Origin of the sequence: Sphingomonas sp., assembly GCF_035758555.1 — a bacterium.
Lineage (GTDB): Bacteria > Pseudomonadota > Alphaproteobacteria > Sphingomonadales > Sphingomonadaceae > Sphingomonas_B.
Map to the genome: position 1 here is coordinate 1 of NZ_DASTXI010000238.1, position 12,451 is coordinate 12,451.

Consider the following 12,451-nt stretch of genomic DNA (forward strand, 5'->3'; position numbering starts at 1 on the left):
TCGATCCACTTCATCGCCGCCGCGCTGATCCTGCTGTTCATCCTCGTCCACCTGGTGCTGGTGCTGCTCGATCGGCCGATCGACGGCATCCGCAGCATGATCACCGGCAGGAGCCGGCGATGATCGTAACCCGGCGCAAGCTGATCGGCAGTCTCGCCGCAGGCGGGCTGCTTAGCGGGTGCGACAAGCTCGACAACAGTCCGTCGTTCCGCAAAATCCTGTTCTCGGCCGAGGATGCGCACCGTTTCCTTCAACGCTCGCTGACTGATCGGATGGCGCTCGCGCGCGAATACCGGCCGGACCAGATGAGTCCGGTCTTCCGCACCAACGGCACCAACAATCCCGGCACGCCCGAATATCAGGCCCTTGCCGGGACGAATTTCGCCGACTGGCGGCTGCAGGTCGACGGGCTCGTTTCGCGACCGATGGCGCTATCGCTCGCGCAGTTGCGGAGCATGCCCACGCGCACGCAGATCACGCGTCACGATTGCGTCGAGGGCTGGAGCGCGATCGGTAAATGGCACGGCGTGCCGCTGAAGCTGGTGCTCGACCTGGCCGGTCTGCGTCCGGACGCGCGCTACATCATCTTCCACTGCGCCGACCGGATTGGCGGCGCGGCGTATTACGAGTCTCTCGATCTCGTCGATGCCTTCCACCCGCAGACGATTCTCGCCTGGGGCATGAACGACAATCTGCTGACGGTCGGGCACGGCGCACCGCTCCGGCTGCGGGTCGAGCGGCAGCTCGGCTACAAGCACGCCAAATATGTGATGCGCCTGGAAGCGGTCGACGATTTGCGGCGGGCCGGGCGCGGCAAGGGCGGCTTCTGGGAGGATGTCGCCGATTACGAATGGTATGCTGGAATTTAGCGCGGCGAATTGCGACCAAATCGATTCGTAAGCGTTACGCCATCAAATGGCCCTTCTCGACGCAATGCTGCGGCGCGTAATCAAGCGCGGGCAGCTCACAGTCATTTATGCCGACGGGCGGCAGCAAAGCTTCGGCCAGCCCGATCCGGCATTGAAACCGGTCACGGTGCGCTTCGTCGACAAGGCGACACCGCGGCGGATTGCGCGCTGGCCGCGGATCGGTGCCGGCGAAGCCTATATGGACGGGCGGCTGATCGTCGAAAATGGCGACATTCTCGACCTGATCCGGCTGGTGCGGAACGGCAATCCGTTTGAGCGCGGCGGCAAGCTGGAGGCGCCCAATCCGATCCGTCGCGGCGTGCTCGATATGCTGGGCCGGATCGACCGGCTGAACTGGTCGCGGCGGTCGAAACGCAACGTCGCCCATCACTACGATCTATCGGACCGGCTCTACGATCTCTTCCTCGACTCCGATCGGCAGTACAGCTGCGCCTATTTCACTGATCCGTCGAACAGCCTGGAGCAGGCGCAGGCAGACAAGAAAGCGCATATCGCCGCCAAGCTGGCGCTGCGGCCCGGCCTGAAGGTGCTCGACATCGGCTGCGGCTGGGGCGGCATGGCGCTTTATCTGAACCGCGTCGCCAATGTGGACGTGCTCGGCATCACCCTGAGCGAGGAGCAGCTCGCCGTCGCGCGCCGCCGCGCCGATGAGGCCGGCGTTTCCGACCGTGTGAAGTTCGAGCTGCTCGATTATCGCGCGGTGACCGGCGAATTCGACCGGATCGTTTCCGTCGGGATGTTCGAGCATGTCGGGCCGCCGCATTATCGCACCTTCTTCCGGCAGTGCCGCAATCTGCTGTCCGAAGACGGCGTGATGCTGCTGCACACGATCGGGCGCATGGGCGGGCCCAGCACCACCGACGCCTGGACCGCCAAATATATCTTCCCCGGCGGCTATATCCCGGCGCTGAGCGAGATCGTGCCCGCGAGCGAAGCCTCGCGCATGATCGCGTCGGACGTGGAGTCGTTGCGCCTCCACTACGCGCTGACCATCCAGCATTGGTACGACCGCACCGTCGCACATCGGGCGGAAATCGAGGCGCTGTACGACTCCCGCTTCTTCCGCATGTGGCAATTCTACCTGGCCGGCGCGCTGACCTCGTTCGAGGGCGGCGGCATGTGCAATTACCAGATTCAATACATCCGGAATCGCCGCACGCTTCCGATCACGCGCGACTATATGGCGGAAGCCGAAGCCGCCCTCCGCCGCCAGGAAGCGAGCGACGGAAAAGCGCAGATCGCAGAGCGCCGCCGCTTCGGCTGATCGCGCCCTGCCTTGCACCCCCCGGCCATTGGGCATAGTCCGCGCGCCGAAACGGAGATTCGGCGAATGGCGAATGGTGTGAACCGGGTCGTGCTCGCGTTTTCGGGCGGACTCGACACGAGCGTGATCCTGAAATGGCTGCAGCAGACCTATGATTGCGAGGTGGTGACCTTCACCGCCGATCTGGGCCAGGGCGAAGAATTGGAGCCGGCGCGCCAGAAGGCACTGCTGATGGGCGTGAAGCCCGAACATATCTTCGTCGACGACCTGCGCGACGAGTTCGTGCGCGATTACGTGTTCCCGATGATGCGTGCGAACGCCGTGTACGAGGGCCAGTATCTGCTCGGCACCTCGATCGCGCGGCCGCTGATCGCAAAGCGCCAGATCGAGATTGCGCGCCAGGTCGGCGCCGATACCGTCGCGCACGGCGCCACCGGCAAAGGCAACGACCAGGTGCGGTTCGAGCTCGGCTATTACGCGCTCGCGCCCGACATCAAGGTGATCGCGCCGTGGCGCGAATGGGATCTGACGAGCCGCACCCGGCTGATCGAATTCGCGGAAGCGCACCAGATCCCGATCCCGCGCGACAAGCGCGGCGAGGCGCCGTTTTCGACCGACGCCAACCTGCTCCACACTTCGTCCGAAGGCAAAGTGCTGGAGGACCCGTGGGAGGAAGTGCCGGACTACGTCTATTCGCGCACCGTCAACCCCGAGGACGCGCCGGACCAGCCCGAATATATCACCATCGATTTCGAACATGGCGATCCGGTTGCGGTGAACGGGGAGGCGCTCGGGCCTGCGGCGCTGCTGGAGAAACTGAACGAGTATGGCCGCACTCACGGCATCGGTCGGCTCGATCTGGTCGAGAACCGCTTCGTCGGCATGAAGTCGCGCGGCATGTACGAGACGCCGGGCGGCACCATCCTGCACCTGGCGCATCGCGGCATCGAGCAGCTGACGCTCGACCGCGGCGCCACCCGGCTGAAGGACGAGATGATGCCGCACTATGCGGCGCTGGTGTACAACGGCTTCTGGTTCTCGCCGGAGCGTGAGATGCTGCAGGCAGCGATCGATCATAGCCAGAAGAACGTGACCGGCACCGTCCGGCTGAAGCTCTACAAGGGCTCCGCCTGGGTGGTCGGCCGCAAGGCGGACGTGAAGTTCAACCTTTATTCGACCGACATCGTCACGTTCGAGGACGATATGGGCGCCTATGACCAGCGCGACGCGGAAGGCTTCATCAAGCTGAACGCACTGCGGCTGCGACTGCTGGGACGACGGGATCGGTAGGATAGCCCCTCTCCCCTCGGGGAGAGGGCGACTCAGGCCGAAGGCCTGAGCGGGGTGAGGGGGCGCAGAGCGAAGCGTAGCGAGCGTGGAGAGGCATAGTCCCTCACCCTCCCACTCGCCTGTCGGCGAGCGGGCCCCTCCCTCTCCCGGAACGGGAGAGGGGCTGCTAAAGCGCGGACGAATGACCTCCACCCGGCCGGCGCCGATCCTTCCGCTTGCGTTGATCCTGACCGTGCTGATGACGGCATGGTGGGCGGCGCTGGGGCGTGCGGATCTGGCGGCGCTGAGGCTGCCGGAGCCGGACGACATGGTGCGGCTCGCGCAGATCCGGGACTGGATCGACGGGCAGGCATTTTCCGACCTGACCCAGGCGCGGCTCGGTCCGCCGGGCGGCACCGCGATGCACTGGTCGCGGCTTCCCGATCTGGTGCCGGCTTTGGTCATCCGGCTGCTGTCGCCGCTGATGGGCCCCGCACGTGCCGAGATCGCGGCGGTGATCTTCTGGCCCGAATTGCTGTTCTTCCTGAACCTGCTTCTGGCAGGCGCGCTGGCAAAGCGCCTCGGCGGTGACAGCGCGGCGCTGCCCGCCATTGCGCTCGCCGCGATTGCTTTCCCTGCAGCATCGCTGTTCATGCCCGGCCGCATCGACCATCACGGCCTGCAGGTCGTGCTGGTCGAGGCGATGGCGCTCGGGCTTCTCGACAGGCGGCCATTGTTTGCCGGCGCGGCGGCGGGAATCAGCCTGCTCGTCGGGATCGAAACGGCGCCTGCGATTGCTGCCGCGATGCTGTGGCTTGCGGCGCTCTGGATTCTCGAGCGGCGGCTTGTCGGCGGCTTCGGCCTGGGACTGCTCGCAGCGGCGCTTGCCGGCCTCGCCTTGCTGCGTCCGGACATCTGGCCCGCGGACCGCTGCGACGGCTTCACCCGGCCGCTGTTCGCCGCGATGCTGGTGGCGGGCGGCGGCTGGCTCGCGCTCGCCGGTCTCGCGCCGCAACTGCCCGACCGGCGCTGGCGCATCGGGGCAGCAGCGGCCGTCGGGGCGCTGGCGCTCGCCGCAATCTGGATTGTCGCGCCTGCCTGTCTCGCCAGCCCCTACGGCGCCGCCGACCCCCTCGTAGCGAGCGCATGGCCGAACCGCGTCGGCGAATATGGCGGCCTGCTCAGCCAGCCGGCAGGACGCGCCATTGCGTTTCTGGGATTGCCGCTGGTCGGACTGGCGGCAGCAGTCGCATTCGGCATGGGCGAGCGCGACCGGCGCTCAGACTGGATACTGTTCATTGCGATCATCGCTGCCGCGATCGCCACCGCTTTCGAGCAGCTGCGCGGCGCCTGGTTTGCGGCTGCCTTCGCTCCGCCGGTGCTGGCGCAGGCGATGGAGCGGTTGCGCGGCCGCAGCTTCGTGCTGCTGGCGGTCGTGTGGCTGCTTTCCGCAGGGCTCGCCTGGCAGACGCTCGGCACGGCCCTCGATCCGCGCCCGGATGCCGCCGCTGCGCGCTGCACGAGCCGGGAGGCGCTGACCGCGCTCGATCGCCTCGATGCCGGCACGTTCGCGGCGCCGATGGCGCTCAGCGCCTATCTGATCGGCGGCACCCAGCATCGCAGCCTTGCCGGCCCCTACCACCGGGATGCGGACGGCAATCGCGCACTCGCCGAGTTCTTCCTCTCTACGCCGGAGGACGCGCGCTATCAGGCGAGCCTCTGGACGATCGATTATGTCGCGCTCTGTCCGACACCCACCGGCGAGCTGCCGACGGCGCTGCGCAGGCCCGGCGGCCTCGCCGCGCACCTGCTGAACGGTGCCGAGCCCGACTGGCTGGAGCCGGTGTCGCTGATCGGCAGCGACCTGCTCGTCTGGCGGGTGCGCGGCATTGCCGCCCCCGGTCCGCGGCCGTAAGGGAAGCCATGCCCGGACGGGGGGGAATTCTCGACAGACGCTGGACGATCGCGCTGCTGGCCCTGGCGGCGGCGATCCCGCTGATATGGCCGCCGATCCCGCCGCTGGTGGACCTGCTCGGCCATATGGGCCGCTATCATGTCGAGCTGGCGATCGATCGGGTGCCCTCGCTGGCCGCCGCGTTCGATTTCCATTGGAAGCTTCTCGGCAATCTTGGCGTCGACCTGTTGATCGTGCCGCTGGGCCGGCTGTTCGGCGTCGAGCTTGGCACCAAGCTGATCGCTCTCGCGATCCCGCCATTGACCGTCGCCGGCATGTTGTGGGTCGCGCGCGAGGTGCACGGCCGGGTGCCGCCGACGGCGCTGTTCGCGCTTCCGCTCGCTTATTCCTATCCGTTCCATTTCGGCTTCCTCAATTTCTCGCTGTCGGTCGCCTTCGCCTTTAACCTGCTGGCGCTGTGGATCCGGCTGGGGCGGTTGGGCCGGACCCGCTTGCGGACGGCATTGTTCGTGCCGCTGTCCTGCCTGCTGTGGCTGACGCACATGGTCGGCTGGGGGCTGCTGGGGCTGAGCGCCTTCGGGACCGAGTTCGTGCGCCGCCGCCGTCAGGGCGAGCAGATCGTCCGCGCCGGCTTCCTCGCCGGGCTCGCCTGCCTCGCGCTGGCGCTGCCGCTGATCCCGATGGTGCTGCTGCGGAGCGACTCGCCGACGGCGGTGACGTTCGACTGGTTCGACTGGAACGCGAAGATCTTCTGGGTCTCCACGTTGTTGCGCGACCGCTGGCAGCTGTTCGACGTGGTCTCCGCCTGGGCGCTGCTGCTGATCGCCGGCATCGCCGGAATCCGCAGGCAGATGGACGCGATGCTCGTCGTGCCGGTGCTGCTGTGCCTCGCCGTCTTCATCGTCATGCCACGTGTGGCCGTGGGCTCGGCCTATGCCGACATGCGGCTGCTGCCGTTCACCTGTGCGCTGGCGCTGCTTGCGATCCGGAGCCGGGGGAAGTGGATCGCGGTTGCGGCGCTCGCCTTCTTCGCGATCCGGCTTGCTGCGACGACGACGAGCTTTCTGTTGTATGATCGCCTTTATCGCGACGAGCTGCGCGCGCTCGATTACCTGCCGCGCGGTGCGTCGGTGCTGTCGCTGGTCGTGCGGCCCTGCCACGCCGCCTGGGCGACCGAACGGCTCGATCATCTGCCTGCGCTGGCGATCGTCCGGCGCGACGCCTTCACCAACGACCAATGGACCGTCGACAGCGCGCAGGCGATGACGGTGATCAAGCCGGGCGTGGGCCGCTACGGCACCGATCCGTCGCAGCTGGTCTATCCCAAGGCGTGCCGGGGCGAAGGCTCCGACCTCCAGCGGGCGGTGCGCGAATTCGACCGGGCGGCGTTCGACCATGTCTGGGTGTTGAACGGACGCGTCAGCGCGCCCGATCTACGTCCCGTCTGGTCGAATGGGCACTCGACGCTCTATCGTGTCGTTCGCGGGAAGGAGAGCGAATGAACCGGCCGGCGCTGTCGATCGTGGTGCCCTGCTTCAATGAAGAGGCGTGCCTGCCGGAGCTGCACCGCCGCCTTTCCGCGGCGGCGCACGAGACCGTCGGGGCGGATCACGAGATCGTGCTGGTCAACGACGGCTCGCGCGATGCGAGCTGGCAGGTGATGCAGGCGCTATCGGCAAGCGACCCGCACCTCGTCGTCGTCAACCTGTCGCGCAATCACGGTCACCAGCTCGCGCTGACCGCCGGCCTCGACCTCGCAGCCGGCGACCGCATCCTGATCATCGACGCCGACCTTCAGGACCCGCCCGAGCTGCTGCCGGCAATGATGCGGGAGATGGACCTGGCCGGCGCCGACGTCGTCTATGGCCTCCGCCGGACGCGGGGCGGCGAGACGGCGTTCAAGCGCGGCACCGCCAAGCTGTTCTACCGCCTGCTCTCCCGCGCGACCGACACCAGCATTCCGGTCGATACTGGCGATTTCCGCCTGATCAGCCGGCGCGCGCTGGATGTGTTCCTGTCGATGCCGGAGCAGGCGCGTTTCATTCGCGGCATGGTCGCGTGGCTCGGCTTCCGCCAGGTGCCTTTGCCCTATGATCGCGACGAGCGGTTCGCCGGCACGACCAATTACCCGTTCCGCAAGATGCTGCGTTTCGCGCTCGACGCGCTGACCAGCTTCTCTTCGACCCCGCTGAAGCTCGCCAGCCATGCCGGCCTGCTGCTGTCGGTCGGATCGGTGCTGCTGATCATCTACATCCTCGCCGGCTGGCTGTCCGGCAAGGCAGTTGAGGGCTGGACCTCGCTGATGCTGGTCGTGGTGGCGCTCGGCGCGGTGCAGATGTTCGTGTTGGGCGTGATGGGCGAGTATCTCGGCCGGCTCTACAGCCAGTCGAAGCAGCGGCCGCTCTACATCGTGTCCGACATTCGCGGGGCGCGGAGCGAGCGCCCGGCGCGGCTTGGCATCAACGCGTCAGCCGAACGTCCAGTGGCGGTGCATCAGGAAGGTGGCGAGCGGGGTAACGAAGACCATCGGGACGATCGGCCACCAATTGGGGCCGTCGGCCCAATGGACCAGCGACCAGACCCAGAATGAGTTGAGGCTGAGGCCGAACAGGTTGACGGCGATGAACCTTCCGCCGGTCCGCGTCAGGTCGTCGCGCTCGCCATGTCCGCGAAAGCTCACCTGGCTGTGCGCCACATAGCCGATGATGACCCCGACGATGAACGCGATCAGGTTTGCGATCAGCGGCTCGATGCGCAGGAACTCGGCGCAGCCATAATAGATCGCCGCGCCGAGGGCGGTGATCAGCCCGCCGATGATCACGTAGCGGACAAGCTGCGCTGCCGCCGCACGGGCCTCCGGATCGATCCTGCTCAGCATGTCAGCCCCGCAGCCGCGCCTCGACGCTCGCCTTGGCAATGGCGATCGGCTTGACCAAAACGGGCGGAATCAGCCGGACCATCGCCCGGCGCGCGCGCCAGCGCAGGTCGCCGGGAATGTCGACGGGCGCGGCGTCCGGAACGCAGGTCTCGCGGATCGACGATGACAGGCGCGCCGCGCCGGCTTCGTTCGCGTAGATCAGGGTGTTGAAACGATACCAGGGCATCACGCCCCGATCCGCAGCTATACGCGGGCGGAGCCAGTCGTAGGGCGCATAGCCGCGCGCGGCGAATTTGGCGCGCCAGTAGCTCAAGGGCTGTTCGTTGACGTGATGCTCGCCGCCCTGATGCGGGACGGCGGCCGAGAACAGGACGGCGTCGCCGTGCCGGGTCAGCGTCTCGACGAAGCCGTCGGCGGCACTGGCGGGCAGGTGCTCCGCCACCTCCAGCGACTGGACGAGGTCGAATTTGCGGCCGAGGTCGAGCGGCTGCGACAGGTCGTGCGGGCGGAAACGATCGGCCGGAATCGCGAGCCGGTCGCGCGCGACATAGTCGCCATCGACGGCAACCACGTCCGGAACGCCCGCCGCCATCCACTCGGCCGCCCAGGCGCCGTGGCCCGCGCCGATATCGAGCAGGCTGCCGATCTTCACCTCGCCCAGCAGCAGCCGCGCGACGGTCCGCGCCGATGCGCGCGAGCCGGCGTCAATATAATCGTAGAATCCGCCCGAATAGACGTGGTCTGTCATGCACTATCCCGTTCGAAGCAGCTGGCGGCCGCCGCTTGTTCTTTACCGGCGATCCCCTAATGCCGGCTCAAGAGCGGGGAAAGAGTTTATGTCCGCACAGGAAAAGTCGCTGCTCGATCGCTGGCGCCTGCTGGTGGTGCTGATCTGGCTCGCCGCCTGCGTCTGGCTGCTGTGGCAGCGCTGGGGCGGCATCCACTGGTTTTCGCTGGCCGATACCGACGACAATATGCGGATCAGCCAAGTCCGCGCCTGGCTGAACGGGCAGGGCTGGTATGATCTCAGGCAATACAAGCTGAACCCGCCGCAGGGCTTCGACATCCATTGGTCGCGGCTGGTCGACCTGCCGATCGCCGGCATCATCCTTCTCGTGCGGCCGCTGTTCGGCGGCAAGATCGCCGAGCAGGCGGCGGTCGCGGTCGCGCCGCTGATCCCGCTGCTGCTGACTCTGGTGGCGGCGGCGCTGACCGCACGGCGGCTGATCCACCCGCGCGCCTATCTGGTCGCCTGCGGACTGGTGCTGTGCTGCCAGGTCGCGCTCGACATGTTCCGGCCGCTCCGGATCGACCATCATGGCTGGCAGCTCGCCTTCCTGATGCTGACGATCGCAGGCCTGGCCGATCCCGAGCGGAAGCGCGGCGGCATCACGGTCGGAGTCGCCAGCGCGCTGTCGCTGGCGATCGGGCTGGAGCTGCTGCCCTATATCGCCGTCGCAGGAAGCTCGATCGCGCTGCGCTGGATCTGGCGACAGGAGGCGAAGCCGCGGCTGGTCTCCTATGCCATCTCGTTCGCCGTCGCTTCGGCGCTCGGCTTCGCGATTTTCGCCTCCTACGCGAATCGCGCGCCGGTGTGCGACGCGCTGTCGCCGGTATGGCTGTCGACAATCCTGGTCGGTTGCGCCGCCCTGATGCTGCTGAGCCAGATCGATCCGGCGCGCTGGCCGGCACGGCTGCTATGGGCGCTCGGCGCGGGCGCGGCGGTCGCCGCCTTCTACTGGTTCACCTGGCCGCACTGCCGCGGCCGGCTGGAGGGCGTCTCGCCCGAGCTCTACAAATTGTGGCTGTCGAACGTGCGCGAGGCGCGGCCGATCTACATGCAGAATGCCGACACGATCGTCGCCGGTCTGACCGTACCGACGATCGGGCTGATCGGCGCCGGCTGGGCGATCTGGCGGGCGCGGCGCGAGGAGGCGGCCTATTGCTGGTCGTCGATCGTCGTGCTGTCGCTATTCTCGGTCGGCATGCTGTTCTGGCAGGTCCGCGCGGGCCCCGCGGCGCAGCTGATCGGCGTTATCGGCGCGGCGTTCCTGGGCTGGCACCTGATCGCCTGGTTCGCAGCCTCGAAGCGGATGCTCGTGCGCGTGTTCGGGATCGTCGGCGCTTTCCTGGTCGTGTCCGGCATTGCGACCTACGCGGTCTTCCCGCTCCTTCCCAAGGAAGTGAAGCAGGACAAGGCGTTCTGGGACAAGGTCGAGCACGCCAACCGGACCTGCCCGACGCTGCCGTCGCTGCACCCGATCGCGCTGCTGCCGCCCGCCACGATCATGACCTTCGTCGACCTGGGGCCGCGGCTGATCACCGTGACGCACCACAAGGCGATCGCTGGGCCGTACCACCGCAACCAGCCGGCGATCCTGGACATCCACCACGCCTTCGACGGGCCGCCCGAACAGGCGCGGGCGATAGCGAAGAAGCACGGGGCAACGCTGCTGCTGGTCTGCCCGTACCTCTCCGAATCGACGCTCTACCGGTCGCGCAGTCCGAAAGGCTTCTATGCGCAGCTGGAGCGCGGCAAGCGCTTTCCCTGGCTGGTGCCGGTGCCGCTGCCCAAGGGATCGCCCTATTGGCTGTGGCGGATCAAGTGAGGCTGGCGCGGATGCCGTCGATCACGAATTGGACGGCCAGCGCCGCGAGGATCACGCCCAGCACGCGCGTGATCATCGCCTCCAGCCGATAGCCGAGCAGCCGCATCAGCGGCCCGGCGAGCAGCAGGGCCAGCAGGGTCAGCAGCAGCACGAGCACCAGCGCGGCAAGCACGGCCAGATCCTCCGCAAGGCCATGGCCGCGCGACATCAGCAGCATCGCCGACGCGATCGAGCCGGGGCCGGCGATCATCGGGATGCCCATCGGGAAGATCGAAATGTCGTCGTGTGCGGGCTGCGCCTTGACGTCCTCGGCGCGCGTCTCGCGCCGCTCCTGACGCTTTTCGAACACCATCTCGAGCGCGATCAGGAACAGCATGATGCCGCCGGCGATGCGGAACGCGTCGAGGCTGATGCCCAATGCCCGCAGAAACGCTTCGCCGAAAATCGCGAAGGCGAGCAGGATCAGCCCGGCGACGATGCTGGAGCGGATCGCCATCGCGCGGCGATGCTGCGGCGTCGCGCCGGCCGTCAGGCTGGCGAAGATCGGTGCGCAGCCGGGTGGATCGATCACCACGAACAAGGTCGCGAACGCTGCGATGAAGAGGTCTAGCATCATCCGCTCCTAGGTCCGCTCGTCCCGAGCGAAGTCGAGGGGCGATGGCACGGAGGCGGAGAAGCGCCCCTCGACTTCGCTCGGGACGAGCGCGGTCTTTGTTCGCTCATAGGCCGTCCGGGGGAGCGATCCGCTCCCGCCTGCACGCCGAAACCAGCGTGTTCCGCAGCAGACACGCAATCGTCATCGGCCCGACGCCTTTGGGCACCGGCGTGATCGCGCCGGCGACGGGGAGCGCCTCGCCGAAGGCGACGTCGCCGACCAGGCGGGTCTTGCCGGGTTCGTCGGCGGGGACGCGGTTGATGCCGACGTCGATGACGGTCGCGCCCGGCTTCAGCCAGTCGCCGCGGATCATCCGCGGCCGGCCCACCGCAGCGACCACGATGTCGGCGCGGCCGATCACGGCAGGCAGGTCGCGGGTGCGGCTGTGCGCAACGGTAACCGTGCAGTTCTCGCGCAGCAGCAGTTGCGCCATCGGCTTGCCGACGATGTTCGAGCGGCCGACGACGATCGCGTCGAGCCCTGAGAGGTCGCCCAGCCGGTCCTTCAGCAGCATGATGCAGCCGAGCGGCGTGCAGGGGACGAAGCCGTGCAGCCCGCTCGCGAGCCGGCCGACATTCACCGGGTTGAAGCCGTCGACGTCCTTGTCGGGGTCGATGGTTGCGATCACCGCATTTTCGTTGATCTGCGAAGGCAGCGGCAACTGGACCAGAATGCCGTCGATCGTTGGATCGGCGTTCAGTTCGCGCACCAGCGCCAGCAGGTCCGCCTGCGCTGTCTCGGCCGGCAATTTGTGCTCGATCGAGACCATGCCGGCCTCGGCGGTCGCGCGCCCCTTGTTGCGGACATAGACCTGGCTCGCCGGATCCTCGCCCACGAGAACCACTGCCAGCCTTGGCGCGCGGCCCGTTTGCTCGCGAAAGCTGGCGACGCCCTCGGCCACCCGGGCGCGCAGGCCGGCCGCAAAGCCGGCG

Annotated in this window: 10 protein-coding genes and 1 pseudogene; 7 read left to right on the forward strand and 4 right to left on the reverse strand. The window is 67.5% G+C overall.

The features are described from left to right. Positions 1-119 precede the first annotated feature (119 nt). The 6 genes from VFT73_RS14220 (at position 120) to VFT73_RS14245 (ending at position 7,967) form a co-directional block, all read left to right on the forward strand. Positions 120-869 (forward strand): molybdopterin-dependent oxidoreductase, encoded by a 750-nt coding sequence (locus tag VFT73_RS14220; RefSeq protein WP_326412576.1) that lies wholly within the window; start codon positions 120-122, stop codon positions 867-869. Between the two features lie 46 nt (positions 870-915). After that, the gene (locus VFT73_RS14225; protein WP_326412578.1) at positions 916-2,193 is read left to right on the forward strand and encodes a cyclopropane-fatty-acyl-phospholipid synthase family protein; all 1,278 of its coding nucleotides are present in this window, start codon (positions 916-918) and stop codon (positions 2,191-2,193) included. Positions 2,194-2,259: 66 nt separating this feature from the next. Further along, positions 2,260-3,483 carry an argininosuccinate synthase gene (locus VFT73_RS14230; RefSeq protein WP_326412580.1) on the forward strand — a complete coding sequence of 408 codons (1,224 nt, stop codon included), beginning with the start codon at positions 2,260-2,262 and terminating at the stop codon, positions 3,481-3,483. A gap of 181 nt (positions 3,484-3,664) precedes the next feature. After that, positions 3,665-5,377 (forward strand): hypothetical protein, encoded by a 1,713-nt coding sequence (locus VFT73_RS14235; RefSeq protein ID WP_326412582.1) that lies wholly within the window; start codon positions 3,665-3,667, stop codon positions 5,375-5,377. Between the two features lie 8 nt (positions 5,378-5,385). After that, the gene (locus VFT73_RS14240; RefSeq protein ID WP_326412584.1) at positions 5,386-6,879 is read left to right on the forward strand and encodes a hypothetical protein; all 1,494 of its coding nucleotides are present in this window, start codon (positions 5,386-5,388) and stop codon (positions 6,877-6,879) included. Further along, positions 6,876-7,967 (forward strand): glycosyltransferase family 2 protein, encoded by a 1,092-nt coding sequence (locus VFT73_RS14245; protein ID WP_326412586.1) that lies wholly within the window; start codon positions 6,876-6,878, stop codon positions 7,965-7,967. Before VFT73_RS14240 ends, VFT73_RS14245 begins: the two co-directional genes overlap by 4 nt. Here the strand turns inward: VFT73_RS14245 and VFT73_RS14250 are convergent. Beyond that, positions 7,911-8,255: pseudogene (locus tag VFT73_RS14250) on the reverse strand (GtrA family protein); the annotation flags it as partial. The gene VFT73_RS14245 and the pseudogene VFT73_RS14250 overlap by 57 nt on opposite strands. Before the next feature lies 1 nt (position 8,256). Continuing rightward, a complete protein-coding gene (locus VFT73_RS14255) occupies positions 8,257-9,003 on the reverse strand; it encodes a methyltransferase domain-containing protein (RefSeq protein WP_326412588.1) in 747 nt (248 codons plus the stop codon). An 88-nt stretch (positions 9,004-9,091) separates the two neighbouring features. Between VFT73_RS14255 and VFT73_RS14260 the strand changes: the two genes are divergently transcribed. Then, on the forward strand, positions 9,092-10,864 hold the full coding sequence (locus VFT73_RS14260; protein WP_326412590.1) for an AcrB/AcrD/AcrF family protein: 1,773 nt from the start codon (positions 9,092-9,094) through the stop codon (positions 10,862-10,864). On the opposite strand, the gene VFT73_RS14265 is transcribed toward VFT73_RS14260, so the two are convergent. Both VFT73_RS14265 and VFT73_RS14270 read right to left on the reverse strand, forming a co-directional pair. Beyond that, the gene (locus VFT73_RS14265; protein WP_326412592.1) at positions 10,857-11,477 is read right to left on the reverse strand and encodes a MarC family protein; all 621 of its coding nucleotides are present in this window, start codon (positions 11,475-11,477) and stop codon (positions 10,857-10,859) included. The two genes, VFT73_RS14260 and VFT73_RS14265, sit on opposite strands and share 8 nt — an antisense overlap. Positions 11,478-11,583: 106 nt before the next feature. Continuing rightward, a partial coding sequence (locus VFT73_RS14270) for a bifunctional methylenetetrahydrofolate dehydrogenase/methenyltetrahydrofolate cyclohydrolase (protein ID WP_326412594.1) occupies positions 11,584-12,451 on the reverse strand: 868 nt, incomplete at its 5' end.

Bases quoted from the DNA above. Each gene is read 5' to 3' on its own strand.
- VFT73_RS14260 (WP_326412590.1), top strand. From the start codon at position 9,092: ATGTCCGCACAGGAAAAGTCGCTGCTCGATCGCTGGCGCCTGCTGGTG.
- VFT73_RS14235 (WP_326412582.1), top strand. From the start codon at position 3,665: ATGACCTCCACCCGGCCGGCGCCGATCCTTCCGCTTGCGTTGATCCTG.
- VFT73_RS14225 (WP_326412578.1), top strand. From the start codon at position 916: ATGGCCCTTCTCGACGCAATGCTGCGGCGCGTAATCAAGCGCGGGCAG.
- VFT73_RS14265 (WP_326412592.1), bottom strand. From the start codon at position 11,477: ATGCTAGACCTCTTCATCGCAGCGTTCGCGACCTTGTTCGTGGTGATC.
- VFT73_RS14255 (WP_326412588.1), bottom strand. From the start codon at position 9,003: ATGACAGACCACGTCTATTCGGGCGGATTCTACGATTATATTGACGCC.
- VFT73_RS14240 (WP_326412584.1), top strand. From the start codon at position 5,386: ATGCCCGGACGGGGGGGAATTCTCGACAGACGCTGGACGATCGCGCTG.
- VFT73_RS14220 (WP_326412576.1), top strand. From the start codon at position 120: ATGATCGTAACCCGGCGCAAGCTGATCGGCAGTCTCGCCGCAGGCGGG.
- VFT73_RS14230 (WP_326412580.1), top strand. From the start codon at position 2,260: ATGGCGAATGGTGTGAACCGGGTCGTGCTCGCGTTTTCGGGCGGACTC.
- VFT73_RS14245 (WP_326412586.1), top strand. From the start codon at position 6,876: ATGAACCGGCCGGCGCTGTCGATCGTGGTGCCCTGCTTCAATGAAGAG.